Below are 16,566 nucleotides of genomic sequence, written 5' to 3'. Positions count from 1 at the left end.
CTGTCCTTTACTAAATGGAAATGCTGGCTTAGTCTATGCTTCATTAGCGAGTTGTCAACTCTGACCATCTTGAAAACTTTACTAACGGTTGAATTTTGAACAATATAGAATTTGATAAGCAACATATTTGGCATCCTTATACCTCAGCGGTTAATCCACTTCCCTGCTATGAAGTTACCGGTGCAAGTGGCGCAGAGCTTACCCTTGCAACGGGTGAAGTATTGGTTGATGGTATGTCTAGTTGGTGGGCTGCTATCCACGGTTACAATAACCCCGTATTGAACCAAGCGGCACATAAACAAGTGGATGCGTTCTCTCATGTTATGTTTGGTGGCATAACCCATCAACCCGCTATAGATGTGTGTAAAACGCTACTGAATATGGTGCCTGCAGGCTTAGAGCGCGTGTTTTTAGCAGACTCAGGTTCGGTGTCGGTAGAAGTTGCTATAAAAATGGCCATTCAATATTGGGCCTGTCAGGGAAGGGCTGAAAAGTCACGTATTGTAGCGCCGCGTAACGGCTATCATGGCGATACCTTTGCCGCTATGAGCGTATGCGACCCAATAAACGGCATGCACAGCTTATTTGAAGGTGTACTCAGCAAGCAAATATTCGCACCGGCCCCACAAACGCGCTATGGGCAAACGTTCAGTGAAGACGACATTCTGCCCCTTGAAGAAATATTTGAAAAACATCACCACGAAATGGCAGCGCTTATACTAGAACCCGTTGTCCAAGGGGCTGGCGGCATGCGAATTTATCACCCCGAGTACTTAAAGCGTTGCCGACAGTTATGCGACAACTACGATGTACTGCTTATTTGTGATGAAATTGCCACTGGCTTTGGTCGCACAGGTAAGCTGTTTGCGTGTGAACACGCTAGTATCTCTCCAGACATCATGTGCTTGGGAAAAGCGCTTACCGGTGGATACCTCACTCTTGCTGCAACACTGTGTACTGAAGATGTTGCTTTAGGTGTTTGCCAAGGTGAGCCAGGTGTATTTATGCATGGCCCAACATACATGGGTAACCCCCTTGCCTGCGCCGTGGCAAATGCAAGCTTATCACTTATTAATGAAAACCATTGGCAACGGCAAATTCCCGCCATTGAGAAACAATTACAAACTGAATTGGCAAAATGTGCAGAGTTACCTCGCGTAGCGGATGTGAGGATGCTTGGTGCTATAGGCGTAGTTGAAACCGTAAAACCGGTAAATGTGGCTGAAATTCAACGTCATTTTGTTAAACACGGAGTATGGATAAGACCATTTGGGAAACTGGTATACATTATGCCTCCCTATATTATAAGTGCTGAGCAACTTAGTAAGCTTACCCATGCTATTTACACCAGCTTGCAATAGTTTAAGGGAACAAGTTGCAGAAAACATAGTAATAAGTGAGATGTAATCATGTTCGTGCGTGTTATTGATAAAGTTGTTTTTGCAGTTTTGTTTATTTTGACATTGCAGGTGCCAATTCTAGCTGATCACTACCGTCAATACCTCAGTGGCTACTACGATGCCCTGCGCGACGAAGTTTCAAGTTCATCAATGCTAGCAAAACAGCATGGTTTTAGCTCAGTGGAAGCCATGCTCAACAGTTTACAAGCAAACAGTGAAGCTCTGGTACGCGAAGACGCCCAACTAAAAGCCACTCGTTTTGCACAAATCGAAGTCATTGAGCAGGGTATGCGTAAACTGGAGCATGGCCATTATTTTGAAAAACTCATTTTTATGGCCACGCCATCGCAATATGACACACTACAGCGCGTGCTAAAAAATTTCAGGCCTTCCGTGCCACTAACTCCCTCTTCTGTCATTTTTTCGTTGATAAGTGCTATTTTGCTCAATTTGCTGATTTGGACGCCCCATTTTTGCTATTGCCAAGTGAAGAAAAAAAAGCATAAAAGGAAGCAAGAAAGTTATAGCCATTAAGCGTATAAACAAAAGTTTATACGCTGACAAGCTCTTGTCCTGTTGATTGCTTTTTAAGCATACGTCTAACAAAAAACAGCGACAACACCGTTTGTATGCCCACCGTCGCAACAGACAGATACCACACTTGTTCAATATGAAAATCTGGTTGCGTCGTTAGCCACATCAACGGCACTGCGAAGGTGACCAAACGCGTCGCTGAACTCCACAAGCTTGGCCACGCATTGCCCACCCCTTGAAAGGTACCTGAACAGCTAAAAATGACACCAGAAGGTACAAAATTAAAGCAAATAATACTGATAAACCCGGTACTTACCGCAATAACCGTAGCGTCATTAGAGAAACTACTAAGCAGTAAATTAGGCTGCCAGAAGCACAAGAGCGTTAGCCCAAACATTAATATTGCGCTAATAATTACTGCGTGAAAAAATGCTTCTTTAACGCGGTGTGGCAACTGTGCACCAAAATTCTGCCCAGCAACAGCGGGAAGCGCAAACGCGATAGCCATAGCGGGTAATAACAGTGCTTGCATCACTCTCGAACCCAGCCCAAACCCAGCGGTTGCACTTGCACCGAATCCTTGAATAGCCCAATACACCAATGCCATATAGGTAAACATTAACAAAAACTCTGCGCCTGCAGGAAAGCCAATGCTTATCAGGCGTCGCCATGTTTTAATACTAGGCACAATATGGACTTTGCTTACCGATACATAGTGCGTCATTTGCTTAAAATAGCGCCACAACACAACCGTTGCAAAAAGCGCTGACAGTGTACTGGCAAGCCCTGCTCCCGCAACGCCCATCGGGTAACCCGTTAGCCACCCATGAATTAAAATAGGTGTAAGTACAATATTGACCAGCAGCGAAAGCATTTGTACTTGCATGGCAGGTTTCACAATCCCCGTACCTCGCATAGCGGCTGTCATAGCCACAATACCAAATTGCAAAGCTAAGCTTGGCAGGAAATAGTACAAATATTGCTCCCCCTGCATATTTACTTCTACATCCATGCTCATTGTTGACATATAAACTTGAGTCAATGGATAGCCCAATACCAATACTGCCAATGCCATTACCAATGAAACCACTAATGACTGGTTGAATAGTAGGTTAGCGTCGTCTTGATCTTTGCGCCCCACTGCATGTGAAATGAGAGTAGCGGTACCAACATTCAATATTTGAGTGAGAGCCAAAACAAACATAGAGATATTAGCCGCAGCACTCACACCTGCTAGAGCGTGCTCACCAAGTTGCCCTACAAAGTAAAGATCAATCAGTAAATAAAACGTGTGTACCAACATACCAATCGCCATCGGTACTGCCAGTTTAATCAGGTGTTTAGGAATTGAACCCTTGGTTAAATCTTCCATGTTTGCCTCTTCTTTTCTAGTGTGTAGCGTCGATAGCAGAAAGATGTAGGCTCGATAGTAATCCCATACACTGTTCGACTTGTTGCTGATTCATCATATTGGTAACGCGATTGGCAGTGTGCTCAATACTTTGCGTAGCTTGCTGATATGACTCTAGGCCCGCCGGCGTAAGTCTCACCATACTAACCCTTGCATCGCGCGCGCTGGTCACCCGCTCTACCCATCCCACTTTTTCCATGGGAAGCAGAATACGCGTTATCCCCGAGGCAGTTACGCCAATTCCATTAGCAAGCGATATACGCTTAATAGTGTGGTCACTCGATTGACTCAAGCGATGCATAACCAACCATTCTGTAAAGCTAATACCGTGTATAGATAAACTGCTCTCTAGCGGCTTTAGGACTTGCCCTTGTGTTTTTACCAACGTCAAAATCAATTGCATTGGCTGCGATAATGTAGACATTTTTTAATCTCCTCAAATATGTTTCTTGCATAATACTTGATTACTCAAGCATTATGCAAGAAATATATTCCCCAACGCAGAATAATTTATTGTTAAAAGCGAAATAAAAGAGCTTCCAGTGCTGCACAGGCATACATATCGAGGTAGGCTAAAAATCCAATTCAGCAAAAAAATCAATCACTTAGAAACCTTTTATTAAATGAAATCTATTAACAAATAGCTTGGCATTAATGATGCATTACTTGATATGAATTGATATGTAAAAAGACAAAGGTAACTGAATGGCGTTTGCTTCTCATAAAGCAAAATAAACAAAAAGCCATTTAAAAATAAACAGTTACCTTAAATTTATCGGTATAGGAGACGTAGTCATGCCAACAGATGCACAATTACTCATTGGAAAAGTGTTGCAAATTAAAGACAAACTTTTCGCAAAACGCCACTGCATTCCAAGTAGTCTGCAAACAGAGTGGCAAACACTCAATGCTCAAACAGCGTGTTTTGAAAGTACCGCACTGTTTGAAAGTGCGGTAAAAGGTAAGAAAATGGAAAAGCATATAGCCTATTCTGGCTCTGTCAAAGAGTTATCAAAGCTTGCAAACAAACTGGCACTGCTTAATGACAAAGTATCTGTTGCTCAACATCATCATTAGAAGCTGCTGCTCTTATATGAGCTCTTATTTACGAGCTCTTGAGTGTGCTCTTGGGCATGTGTGCTTTGGTCTATGTAAAACAGTGCTAACACAAGGCTAAGCAACAACTTACCGACTACCTAGTGGTGACAGTAACACGAGCGTTCGAATTTTACGCGTACCATAACTAGCAAGGCGTAAAAAGTCTTCTCTTGCTACCGGAATATGTTGATATTCCACTGGTTGGCCTTCACTGGCGTCAGGGTCGTGAAGGTAATAACAATGGGCATCAAAACTGGTAATTGCTACCCAATGAGGTATCTTTTTCTTGTCAAACGCATAGGTGCTAATTAAACACAATACTGCACCACCAGCTTGCAAGGTCTTATCAATTACATCGGTATGCCAGTCTTCAATCTCAACAGAAATACCCTGCTCAATTGCTTGTGCCATAAATTGCGTTTCAACACTTTCAACAATGGCCTTTTTCTCATTATTGCGCACGCCATCAACAAACAATGGAACCTGTTGATTAATTATCACCTTGGCAGAATATCCTTCGTTGGTTGCCGCTAAAGCAAGCCCGATTGGATGACAACCGCCATGACCAGACATCATAAAAATAGTGGTAGCTGTACGCCATAGTGTTAGCTCTTTCTCTTGTGTCATCTCATAGCGATTATCCAGCGCACACATAGCCATCATTAACGCCGCAGGTCCACAAGTAAAATCCGTAGTTTGTTGATACCAAGGATACACTTCAGGCTTTACGGACTTGCTCGGCACCAGCACCTTCTGCATACGTAATGCATCTGTGTGATCATCATAATAGTCGGTATACATACCAAACTGACTGAACCCCAGCTTCTTATAGAGCCTTATTGCCCCTTCGTTACCCACAGCAACTTCGAGGCGCATGAACCGCTTTCCCCGCAGAAGCGCCCGCTCCCCCAAGCAGTTGATGAGCTTTTCAGCAATGCCCAGACCTCGTGCATCAGGTAAAACGGCAATAGAGTAAAGACGCGTAAGCTGTGTACCACGGCGCAGTAATAGCAATCCATAGCCCAAAATTTTAGGGCTATTAACATTCGCTGCAATGTCGGTTTGCTCTGCCACTATAAGTTCAGCATGCGGCGCTTCAATATAAAATTTAAAGCGCGATTTACTTAGCCTGTCAGTGGTAAAACACGTTTGCTCGATGTGATGAAGCGCAGCGAGGTCGTGAAGCGTTGCAACACGCATAGTGATCATCGTCCTCTGCGCTCCAACCTGTCAGCAAATTCTTGCATGATGAGTTCATACAACTCTCTGCCGAGATATTTATCTTCAACACCCGCGTCAATGCTTGGGTTATCGTTCACTTCAATAACGTAAACCGCATTGTTGGTTTGTTTAATATCAACACCATACAAACCATCACCTACTACTTTAGCGGCCTTAATAGCGGCTTGAAGCACTGGCTTTGGTACTTCAAACGTAGGCATAGTAGTAAAACCTCCTGACGAGAACCTGTCGCCCTGATGGTTATAAATTTGCCAATGGTTGCGTACCATAAAATATTGACACGCATAAATAGGTTTACCGCCTAACACGCCTATTCGCCAATCGAACTCGGTAAAAATGTATTCTTGTACCAGCACTAATGCCGACTCGGCCAACATATCAGTAAGACGCTGCTTCAAGGCATCTTTACTTTCCGCTTTGTGCACACCACGAGAAAACGAACTCTCAGGTAACTTCAACACCAGTGGTAAACCAAAGTCCGCAATGAGCTTGTCGCATACTTCATCGGTAGCGCTAGAAACAAATGTTGCTTTTGGCGCTGGTACTTTTTGATATGCAAACGCATCTTGCAAAAACACCTTGTTGCAGCATCGCAAAATCGATTGCGTGTCATCCATCACCACTATGCCTTCGCGTTCAGCAGCTCGTGCTAAACGATAGGTATGATGGTCAATGGCCGTTGTTTCTCGAATAAAAAGCGCATCGTAATGTCCTAGCTCTTCACGCGATAGACGGCTAACAACATCAGCGCGAAAACCCACTTTTTCAGCGGCTTTCACAAACTGCTTAATGGCTTTTTCATCGCTGGGCGGTGTCGCTTCTTCTGGGTTAATCAAAATTGCCATATCCCAGCGTGTTTTTTTACTAGATTTACCTGCACGCCATGAAATTTTTGTATGAATTTCTAGTTGTTCAATAAAACGCACTTGCTGTTTAGCGGTTAAATCCTTAAACGCTTTAGCGTGTACACTGGCGAAACCTTCAATTTGCACTTTACCCGATGTTTTCGCACTCGCCGTAGTTTGCGTAATTGTTGGCGTCAACTCCAACACAGGGCACGGGTACTTTTCAAATGCTTGACGGGCAAGACGCTTAAAGCGCTGATCTTTCACCTCACCAAACAGTACTAATAAAGGTTCGTCTAAAACTTCAGCATTGTCTTGTTGTACCGACAAGGAGAACACAATACGATCGATACTTTTTTCTTCCGCCATGCGTAAGTCGTTGATGGTGTTAACCGCTGGCAACACCAAGTGGTTTCTAGCTTGAGCAAGAAGCGAGCAATAATACCCTTCGCTCAAATAGCGCGACGTATCACACAAGTTAATAACCCGTGTTTTCGGTTCATTGAGCTTAGGAAACTCTGCAAGGTAATCTTGAAAAGTCAGTACCGTTAAAGCGGTGTTACAAAATGGGGTAACATCATCAGTAACAATAAGTGTATTGTGCATGTAATTCGCTTCTAAAAAGTGTGTTGTCGGTTACAATTAAGGGTGTGATTGAGTAATATGCAATCACCTCTGAAAACAGTGATGAGTTTACGCTTAACTTTGATTTTGCAAAGTGGATTCAGCACGGCTTTTTTTCATCGTAATGACAATGAAAAGTTATGCCTTTATGGGATATGGATTGCGAGCGTATTCTTCATTTTTTACGTTCAATTAAATCACTGTTTTTGAAGTCATCGCGTTGACCGTCAACGCTTTAAAGAAGCAAATTTGTTAGTTAAGGAGTAGGTATGTTACTAGCCAGTGTGGCTATTATTATTGGATTACCGGTTTTATTATGGAGTGCGGGAAAGTTTGTCGGCGGAGCGGCTTCCGTAGCCAATCATTTCGGCGTTTCACCACTGCTTATCGGTATGCTCATCATTGGTTTTGGTACTTCCGCCCCAGAAATTATCGTTTCTATCTTTGCCGCTATTCAAGGAAACTCAGGCATTGCCCTTGGTAATGCTTACGGTTCTAATATCGCAAATATCATGCTTATTTTAGGCCTTACCGCATTAATAAGCCCTATTGCGGTAAAATCAGAGATCATCAAAAAAGAACTTCCAGTATTGCTAGGTATAACCTTCTTTGCCGCATGGCAGGTGCTCGATAAACAGGTTTCAAAAGACGATGCATTTTCGTTACTGGGGCTATTTGTATTATTAATTTCCTGGAGCATTTATCATGGTATGAAGGGTGATAGCGATGCCCTTGCAGATGAATACAGTGACGAAATTAATGCCAACGAAGGTACGGTAAAAACTCATGTAATGTGGCTAATCGCTGGATTATTACTGCTTGTTGCGAGCTCTCGCATGCTAGTTTGGGGCGCGGTAGAGGTGGCCACGTTCTTTGGTGTCAGCGACACCATAATAGGCCTGACTGTTATTGCAATTGGAACCTCACTACCTGAATTGGCGTCCTCGCTAGTTGCTGTGAAAAAAGGGGAACACGACCTTGCTATCGGCAATGTTATCGGCTCGAACATGTTTAATACGCTTGCTGTAGTAGGTATAGCAGGTACCATCCAACCAATGGCGATATCAGCGGACTTTCTCTACCGCGATGTCGTGGTAATGTTAGCTTCTACAGTTGCGTTATTCGTGTTTTGTATTGGTATCAAACGCCAAGGACGATTGAACCGTGTTGAAGGCGGTGCATTTGTCCTTGCCTACGCGGCCTATACCTATTGGTTAATACAGGTCGCTTTCATTTAAAGTTAGCATTATCTTGTAAAAAGGGGGCGTAAACATAGAGTGGAGCGACGCTCAGCGAACTTTTCGTAAGTCACAATTTCACTCTCTGGTTGCGCACTACCCGACGTATTACAACGCAAATAACCACTTATATGGCCATCTTGAGGTGATGAGTTATTTTTATTTCCCATTTGTCACTCTGTTTTCTGGCATCCCGCTTACGGTTGAGTATACTAGCAGGCGCAACTGGATTGCGCGTGGTTGTTCATAATTAGTATTCCAACCTTGTAGGTTGGCACAAACGCTTTATTTTTAGTGAAACACCTATTTATCGTTATCGGCAACGCAATCCGAAAACATTGATCATTGAACAAAATTTCGTGCACTTTGCACATTGTTGTTAACTATGTCTCAATAGCGACAGCCTGTTGGTCTAACAACAAAAACAGTAAGACGGAGAAATTAACATGACGCATGCGCCCGTAGTTGACGTACTTAAAGGTAAGTACGCCGTTGGCGAATCGGTAACCGTAAAAGGTTGGGTAAGAACACGCCGAGACTCAAAAGCAGGTCTATCATTTGTTGCGCTACACGACGGTAGCTGCTTCGACCCTGTTCAAGTTATTGCGCTTAATTCCCTGTCAAATTACGCAGACATTCAGCGTTTAACCGCTGGGTGCTCACTGTCGGTTACGGGTACAGTGAAAGAATCTCAAGGTCAAGGACAGGCTGTTGAAATTGACGCGACTGACGTTGAAATTCTAGGTTGGGTTGAAAACCCAGATACCTACCCTATGGCCGCCAAGCGCCACAGTATTGAATATCTTCGCGAATATGCTCACCTTCGTCCTCGTACCAATGTTATTGGTGCGGTTACTCGTGTACGCAACTGCCTTTCGCAAGCAATACACCGCTTCTTCCACGAAAAAGGTTACTTTTGGATTTCTACGCCAATACTAACGGCAAGTGATACCGAAGGTGCTGGTGAAATGTTCCGCGTATCTACGTTAGATATGATGAACATTCCACGTGACGATAAGGGCAACGTTGATTACTCAGAAGATTTCTTCGGCAAAGAAACCTACTTAACGGTTTCTGGTCAATTAAACGTTGAAACCTATTGTACAGCAATGTCGAAAGTGTATACGTTTGGCCCAACGTTCCGCGCTGAAAACTCAAACACGTCTCGCCACCTAGCTGAGTTCTGGATGATTGAGCCTGAGGTTGCTTTTGCTGAATTAAAAGATGTCGCGCAATTAGCTGAAGACATGCTTAAGTACGTGTGTAAAGCCGTACTTGAAGAGCTACCTGACGACATGGCATTTTTTGCACAACGTATCAAGAAAGATGCTATTGAACGTTTAGAAAAATTGGTGAGTTCTGATTTTGTTCGCATGGATTACACCGACGCCATCGAGATTTTACAAAACTGTGGTAAAGAGTTCGAGTTCCCTGTTGAGTGGGGGATCGACTTGTCATCTGAACACGAGCGTTACTTAGCAGAAGAACACGTTGGTGCGCCAATTATCATGCAGAACTATCCGAAAGACATTAAGGCTTTCTACATGCGCATAAATGACGATGGTAAAACCGTTGCCGCCATGGACGTACTGGCACCTGGTATTGGTGAAATTATCGGTGGTTCTCAACGTGAAGAGCGTCTGGATGTGTTTGACGCGCGTCTTGAAGAGATGGGCTTGTCAAAAGAAGACTATGCGTGGTATCGCGACTTACGTCGCTACGGTACAGTGCCACACTCAGGTTTTGGTTTAGGTTTTGAACGTTTAGTGGCTTACGTTACTGGCATGCAAAACGTACGTGACGTTATTCCGTTCCCTCGTACACCGGGTAACGCAAGCTTCTAACACAATACAACTTCTACCAAGTAAAATAAGAAGTAATATTTGAAGCCACCCTGCTTTCGCAGGGTGGCTTTCTTGTGTTTGAAAGACACACATTTTCAAAATGTTATCTATTCGACGATAGGGTTATTCACAGTGTGTATCATGTTATCTATACTATGATATACAAATGGAATGACAAAACATAAAAAAAGCCGAGAATCGCATAAATGACAGTGGTAACAACATTTTACGTAATGAGCAGCGGTGTTATGTTTGCTGTCGCAATCATGATCATGTTGTTGTTACTGTCTAGTAAATTGCGCCCTTCCAAAATACACGCCGCTAAATACTGGCTTGTAATGACAGCCCTGCTCGCGGGCTCACTTCAATATGTACACTTCCTTGCCTATCAAGAAAGTGATCTTTCTACAGCCTACTTTTACAGTTCACTAAAAAACCAACTGGCCATTTGGCTGAGCTTTACTGTTACCGGTATGGTCACCTTTATGACCCAAAAGCTACGCTCAAAAACAGGGCTTTTGATATTTCTTTGCTACACTACTGGTATGTCGTTGTTAGGCTTTTTAGGCGATATTCCAATACGTTACGACTCTCCTCCCACAATAATTGCGCAGGAGTTAGCCTGGGGAGAAACTATCTTAAGGCTGAATGCACCCATGTCAATAATTGGGCTTATTCGAGATAGTGTCTTTTTGCTTGTTCACCTTTGGGTAATATCATCGTTACTGATGTATGCAATAGAAAACAGGGAGCGAGCTATGTCGTTCTTTATATGGTTTTCGTTTATTGTTACGTTATTTTTTATCAACGATATTTCAGTTCTACTTTTTGACTTGCCCAGTATTATATTGTCGTTAAGTGGCTATGTTTTGCTTATTTGTTTCTTCGGTCACTATATTTTCTACGGCTACTTCAAAATGCAAAGTGAACTTCATGAGCTAGCCTACAATGACGCCATCACTAAAACGCCAAATAGAGCAAGTGTACAGCGAGATTTTGATACCCTGATTAAAAATAGTTCAACATCAATACCACTCTCGGTGTGTGTAGTAGATTTAGATCATTTCAGCATTTTTAATGACGCATTTGGGCATGATATTGGTAATCAAATATTAGCCAAGGTAGGCCAGCAAATTCTGTCTATTACAGGTAACAGCAGTATGCTTACTTCCCGGTTTGATAAAGATAGGTTTGTGATTATCGATACCAATGAGCGTACTAGCACATCGCTTTACGAACTTGCCGACGACCTTCACAAACAGCTCAAGCAAGCCATCCACATTGATGAACGACTCATCGAGTTGAGCTGTACTGTAGGCCTAGTACAAATTGACTCTTCTGAGCTCAACCAATCACAAGACATATTTGGCATTGCTGAGCGAGCCATCGAATACGCCAAACAAGTAGGTAAAGGACACACGGCTTTCTATTCTGACTTAGCACGTGACAACAGCTTGCACATGCTTCAAATGAAACAAGCCTTAAAAGAAGCCATTACCAATGGCGACATTCACGTGGTTTTTCAGCCGCAGTTTACTAATATGGGAGTTCTTTACGGTGCAGAAGTGTTGGTACGCTGGCAAGATAAAGCAGGCCAATTTGTACCGCCACCTGAGTTTATTCACATTGCTGAAAGCTTTGGCCTAATTCACGAATTAGGTGCCTTGGTTCAACGCAAAACGGCAATGCTGTTATCACCGTTTAAATCTTTCTTAATTGAAAATAACATAAGAGTGTCAATAAACGTATCGGCATGGGAATTTACTCGCTCAACGTTTGTTGAAGATACCGTATCGGTATTTGAAGCTTACGACCTCCCAACTCGCCTGTTTACTCTTGAGATAACGGAAACCGTACTTATCCACGATTTACAAGAATCAAAAGTACAACTAAAGAAAATTCAGGAACAGGGTTTTCAAGTGGCATTGGATGACTTCGGCACAGGCTATTCGTCGTTGAGCTACTTACGTGAGCTCCCCTTTGATGTACTTAAAATCGACAAAGCCTTTGTGGATGATTTAAGTGCTCAAGGTCAGCAGTCAATGATAGCGGGCATTATCAACATTGCCCAAGCGGTCAACCTCTCAACAGTAGCTGAAGGCGTCGAAACCAGTGAGCAAGCAGATAAATTAGTCGCAGAAGGCGTTAATGTTCTACAAGGTTATCACTTCGCTAAGCCCATGCAATTTGAGGATTTTGCAAAACTGTACTTGCGATAATATGGTTAGGCAAATATCCAAATTGACCTTTCTATTTTGCACATTAGGTTTGAACAACAGGCTATGCTTCTATGCTGTTATCAAATTTAAGCGTCAATCTGTACCTATTCAGGCCGCTTTTCACATTTGACAATATGCCTTTTTAGTGACGTGGAAAGCGCCATCATGAGCAAGCAGAAGCTATCAGACAACGAGCGATTAAAAGCGCAGAGCAACTTACTTAGAGGCACCATTTCTGATGACCTACAAGATCAACTATCTGGAGGTTTTCAAGGCGATAATTTCCAGCTCATCCGCTTTCATGGCATGTACCAGCAAGACAATCGAGACATTCGTCAAGAACGCTTGAAGCAAAAGTTAGAGCCTTTACATACAGTCATGCTACGCATTAGGCTTCCAGGAGGTATTATTACTCCAAAACAATGGTTAGGTATTGACGAGTTCGCTTCAATACACACGGAATATGGATCTATTCGCATAACCAATCGTCAAGCTGTCCAACTACACGGCGTGCTCAAACGCAATATAAAACCCGTTCATCAGCTTTTGCACTCTTTAGGACTTGATGCTAAGGCAACCGCAGGTGACGTAAACCGAAATGTATTGTGTACATCTAACCCAGTAGAAAGTGAATTGCATCAACAAGCCTACGAATGGGCAAAACGGATATCTGAACACTTGCTTCCAAAAACCAATGCCTACGCGGAAATTTGGTTAGACGGCGAAAAAGTGCAACGTGATGATGAGAATGAAACAATTTTAGGCAACACTTACCTTCCGCGTAAGTTTAAAACCACGGTGGTTATTCCTCCGCAAAACGATGTAGATATTCACGCAAACGACCTGAATTTTATTGCCATTGGTGAAAACGGGGAGCTTACAGGTTTTAACGTGCTAGTGGGTGGTGGACTTGCCATGACACACGGCGACACCACAACCTGGCCACGTACAGCAACTGACTTTGGTTTTGTCAAAACTCAAGATGTATTAAAGGTAGCAGAAGCCGTAGTGTCTACACAACGCGACTGGGGAAATAGAACGAACCGACGCAATGCAAAAACCAAATACACGCTAGAGCGAGTTGGAACTGCTGCTTTCAAACAAGAAGTAGAAAAACGCGCTGCAATAACGTTTGAAGCGTCTCGGCCTACGGAATTCACTGGTCGAGGCGACCGCATTGGCTGGGTAGCTGGTATCGATAATGCCTATCACCTGACACTATTTATTCCCAGTGGGCGTTTATTAGATAACGAAATGAAAAAGCAAAAGGCGGGTGTCGCCGCCATTGCGGCTGTGCATAAGGGCGACTTTCGACTAACCCCCAATCAGAACCTCATCATTGCTAATGTTCAGGAAGAAGATAAGGCGACAATTCACCAATTGGCTGTAGATTACGGACTGATTGATACATCAGTGACAGAACAGCGCAAAGCGTCAATGGCATGCGTATCATTTCCCACCTGCCCTTTGGCGATGGCAGAAGCAGAACGGGTTTTGCCTGATGTGAGCCTTGAGATAGAGCGTTTGCTAGACAAACATGATATTGGCGATCGCAGTTTCATTTTCCGTATTACAGGCTGTCCCAATGGATGCGGCCGAGCAATGCTCGCAGAAGTTGGGTTAGTTGGAAGAGCTTTAGGACGTTACGATATGTACTTAGGAGGCAACAGCATTGGTACGCGTATTCCTCGTTTATTTTCGAGTAATGCTCCCATAAACCAGATTCTTGCAACATTGGATGAACTGATAGGGAAATGGGCCAGCTACCCAGACACGACTATTGGGTTTGGTGACTTTTGTGTTGAAACGCATATTGTGCTTCCCGTTACTCACGCCCCTGAAGACTTTTATATGTAGTTGTTGTCAAAGTGCACAAGGGCTTTCTCATAAGCCCTTGTGCACACAAATCAAACAAAGAATACTATCCGCGAGAGAATGATACCCGAGAAAAATGCCCTAAAACCGCGTGGAACAGTATTCATTGGTTTTGTAAGCTAATTGGTGCAAGGTTAATTTAGTTAAAAGTAGAACAATATTAGTGTATCGTTGGTTAATCAGAAGGGTTTGAAATGTTCATCTAATACACCGATTTAAAAGGATTTAATTATGAGATATATATGGTTTTCCATTTGCTTTTTTATTTGTGGGTGTAATTCTGATTCATCCTTGCGAGAGCAAGCGCCGCTTGAGTTTTCAATGCAAGCCCCTGTCATCTTTATTGATAGCAATAATTTCTCTAATACGCTTTCGGGAGGGTCAGGAAATGGCACGTTAAGTTGGTCTAGTTCAAACCCTGATATAGTTTCGATTGACAGTACAACTGGCGCTATGACTTTTCTTGATGATGGCGTTTCCACCATTAGTGTGACAAAAGCTGGAAACGAAAACTATCTTTCAACGTCAGCATCGTATCAACTCACAGTTCAAAAATATCCGCAGACTCAATTCAGTTTTACTCAAGAAAACGTAACCCTTATATATGAAGGCCCGACTATACATAACGATATTCTCAATGAAGAAGCAATTGCGGTAAATATAGAGGGAGTAGTATTTTCATCAAGTGAAGATTCTGTTGTGGAAGTCAACCCTCAAACAGGTGAACTAGCCGCAAAGGCAATTGGTACAAGTCTTATTTCTGCATTGATCCCTGAAAACTATTTGCATCTTGAAACTACAATAGATTTCGAAGTCACAGTTAAGCGAATTGTTGACGGCCTGATGGTTGATTTTGAAACCAATACAATGAATATCACATGGCAGTCAATAGACACTGGTCTTACTCTTATTGTCTCGGACACTCCAGAATGCTATCAAGAAAACTTACAAACTTGCAGTAACACAAACATTTTTAACCTCGATCTAAATTCAGAAAAACTTATTAGCGTACCTCAAACACAGAACGCTCAATATTTAACTTTAGAATCCGAGCAATATAAAACCGAGCCTTTTTTAATCGAACCTTCAGAACCACCTTTTGGAACGAGACTGGGGGCTCGAATGATTAAATTCAAAGGAAAGCTCTGGTATATAGGTGGTTGGCGCTTTGAGCAAGGCCAAAACAGCAACGATGAGGTTATTTGGTTCAATGATATTTGGTCGAGTGAAGACGGTATAGATTGGCAAATTGAGGCACAAAATGCAGCTTTTTCAGCGCGGTCAGATTTTCAGCTTGTTGAATACGGTGAAAACCTTTATTTAATCGGTGGAAATGAAGGAAGTGGTACTAGAGGCGCATACAATTTTAAATGGGATGTTTGGCAATCTTCAGATGGTACGAATTGGGAGCTTTTAGTATCCGAAGCACCATTTCTTTTTGGCGAAATAGGAAAAGCTATCGTTTTCAATGACAAGCTTTATGTGTTTGCTGATGACTTTAACACGCGCAAGACAAATATATTTGGTACGAGAGATGGTATTTCATGGAATATTGAGCAACAGACCCCGTTGTTTGATGCTATTGCTCTGTATGAATTGTATGTAAAAGACGAAAAATTATTTTGTTTGGCGGGTACGAATACCCTAGCAGCGACAATATTAACCAATCAATCTACTCAACGAGTGATGGAGTTAATTGGCAAATCGAAACGCCATCATTGCCAATAGCAGGAAGATTAATGAGTCGTGTAGTTGAACATGGAAGTAAACATTATTTGATTGGCGGCTCTGATTTTCGCTCTAATTTCAACTCCGTTCACATAAGCGAAGATGGTGTAAACTGGCAACTTCTTGAAGCCCCAGCTTTACCTAGAATGGCACAAGACATTAGTGTTGAGTCTCATGAAGGGAAGTTGATTCTTTACAATAGTACTTCACCAGCAGAGTTATGGAATTCTAAAGATGGTACACAATGGGTACAATCCGCAAATCCGGAACTCAACTGGAAAACAGATCCAACTATGGCTCAGTTGTACTAGCTCAGTAGATGCTCCACTACCACGTTTAAACTAATTTTTGACAAATTGTTTCTACGACAGCTTCACATAAAACATGTCATTTAAAGACGGGCGTTTTAAAAACGGCCGTCTTTAGTTTACGCCCAACCGTATTTAGTACTCAATCGTCTAACTTTTTTGCTACTTATGTATTGTCTAGCATTCAGTAGATACGCGTG

The 16,566-nt window shown here is 42.7% G+C and carries 13 protein-coding genes; 9 read left to right on the top strand and 4 right to left on the bottom strand.

Annotated features, from left to right (window positions below; genetic code table 11):
* Positions 1-95: 95 nt before the first annotated feature.
* Entirely contained in the window at positions 96-1,361 is a 1,266-nt protein-coding gene (bioA, locus tag EYR97_RS17260; protein ID WP_131095007.1) for an adenosylmethionine--8-amino-7-oxononanoate transaminase, read from the top strand.
* Positions 1,362-1,409: 48 nt separating this feature from the next.
* Positions 1,410-1,934, top strand: a complete 525-nt coding sequence (locus EYR97_RS17255; protein WP_131095006.1) for a DUF2937 family protein — start codon at positions 1,410-1,412, stop codon at positions 1,932-1,934.
* A gap of 16 nt (positions 1,935-1,950) precedes the next feature.
* Here EYR97_RS17255 and EYR97_RS17250 read toward each other — a convergent pair whose 3' ends face one another.
* Both EYR97_RS17250 and EYR97_RS17245 read right to left on the bottom strand, forming a co-directional pair.
* The gene (locus tag EYR97_RS17250; protein ID WP_131095005.1) at positions 1,951-3,306 is read right to left on the bottom strand and encodes an MATE family efflux transporter; all 1,356 of its coding nucleotides are present in this window, start codon (positions 3,304-3,306) and stop codon (positions 1,951-1,953) included.
* A gap of 16 nt (positions 3,307-3,322) precedes the next feature.
* On the bottom strand, positions 3,323-3,769 hold the full coding sequence (locus tag EYR97_RS17245) for a MarR family winged helix-turn-helix transcriptional regulator (RefSeq protein WP_131095004.1): 447 nt from the start codon (positions 3,767-3,769) through the stop codon (positions 3,323-3,325).
* Positions 3,770-4,140: 371 nt separating this feature from the next.
* Between EYR97_RS17245 and EYR97_RS17240 the strand changes: the two genes are divergently transcribed.
* Positions 4,141-4,422 (top strand): hypothetical protein, encoded by a 282-nt coding sequence (locus tag EYR97_RS17240; RefSeq protein ID WP_131095003.1) that lies wholly within the window; start codon positions 4,141-4,143, stop codon positions 4,420-4,422.
* A 108-nt stretch (positions 4,423-4,530) separates the two neighbouring features.
* On the opposite strand, the gene EYR97_RS17235 is transcribed toward EYR97_RS17240, so the two are convergent.
* Positions 4,531-5,652, bottom strand: coding sequence for a GNAT family N-acetyltransferase/peptidase C39 family protein (locus tag EYR97_RS17235; RefSeq protein ID WP_131095002.1), 1,122 nt, complete (start codon positions 5,650-5,652; stop codon positions 4,531-4,533).
* Complete coding sequence (locus tag EYR97_RS17230; RefSeq protein ID WP_131095001.1) at positions 5,649-7,136, bottom strand: RimK family protein; 1,488 nt, start codon at positions 7,134-7,136, stop codon at positions 5,649-5,651. The genes EYR97_RS17235 and EYR97_RS17230 overlap by 4 nt, the downstream gene beginning before the upstream one ends.
* Before the next feature lie 287 nt (positions 7,137-7,423).
* On the opposite strand from EYR97_RS17230, the gene EYR97_RS17225 reads away from it, so the two are divergent.
* The 6 genes from EYR97_RS17225 to EYR97_RS17200 all read left to right on the top strand — a co-directional run bounded on the left by EYR97_RS17225 (position 7,424) and on the right by EYR97_RS17200 (position 16,369).
* Positions 7,424-8,392, top strand: a complete 969-nt coding sequence (locus EYR97_RS17225; RefSeq protein WP_131095000.1) for a calcium/sodium antiporter — start codon at positions 7,424-7,426, stop codon at positions 8,390-8,392.
* Between the two features lie 446 nt (positions 8,393-8,838).
* The gene (gene asnS, locus EYR97_RS17220; protein ID WP_131094999.1) at positions 8,839-10,236 is read left to right on the top strand and encodes an asparagine--tRNA ligase; all 1,398 of its coding nucleotides are present in this window, start codon (positions 8,839-8,841) and stop codon (positions 10,234-10,236) included.
* Positions 10,237-10,442: 206 nt separating this feature from the next.
* Positions 10,443-12,455, top strand: coding sequence for a bifunctional diguanylate cyclase/phosphodiesterase (locus EYR97_RS17215; protein ID WP_131094998.1), 2,013 nt, complete (start codon positions 10,443-10,445; stop codon positions 12,453-12,455).
* A gap of 165 nt (positions 12,456-12,620) precedes the next feature.
* On the top strand, positions 12,621-14,312 hold the full coding sequence (gene cysI, locus EYR97_RS17210; RefSeq protein ID WP_131094997.1) for an assimilatory sulfite reductase (NADPH) hemoprotein subunit: 1,692 nt from the start codon (positions 12,621-12,623) through the stop codon (positions 14,310-14,312).
* 249 nt (positions 14,313-14,561) lie between these two features.
* Entirely contained in the window at positions 14,562-16,058 is a 1,497-nt protein-coding gene (locus EYR97_RS17205) for an Ig-like domain-containing protein (protein ID WP_131094996.1), read from the top strand.
* Between the two features lie 11 nt (positions 16,059-16,069).
* Positions 16,070-16,369: a hypothetical protein gene (locus EYR97_RS17200; protein ID WP_131094995.1), complete on the top strand. Its 300-nt coding sequence runs from the start codon at positions 16,070-16,072 to the stop codon at positions 16,367-16,369.
* The last annotated feature ends 197 nt before the right edge of the window (positions 16,370-16,566 follow it).

The organism is Alteromonas sp. KUL42 (genome assembly GCF_006538325.1).
Classification (GTDB): domain Bacteria; phylum Pseudomonadota; class Gammaproteobacteria; order Enterobacterales; family Alteromonadaceae; genus Alteromonas.
This window is presented reverse-complemented; position numbering and strand designations above follow the sequence as displayed.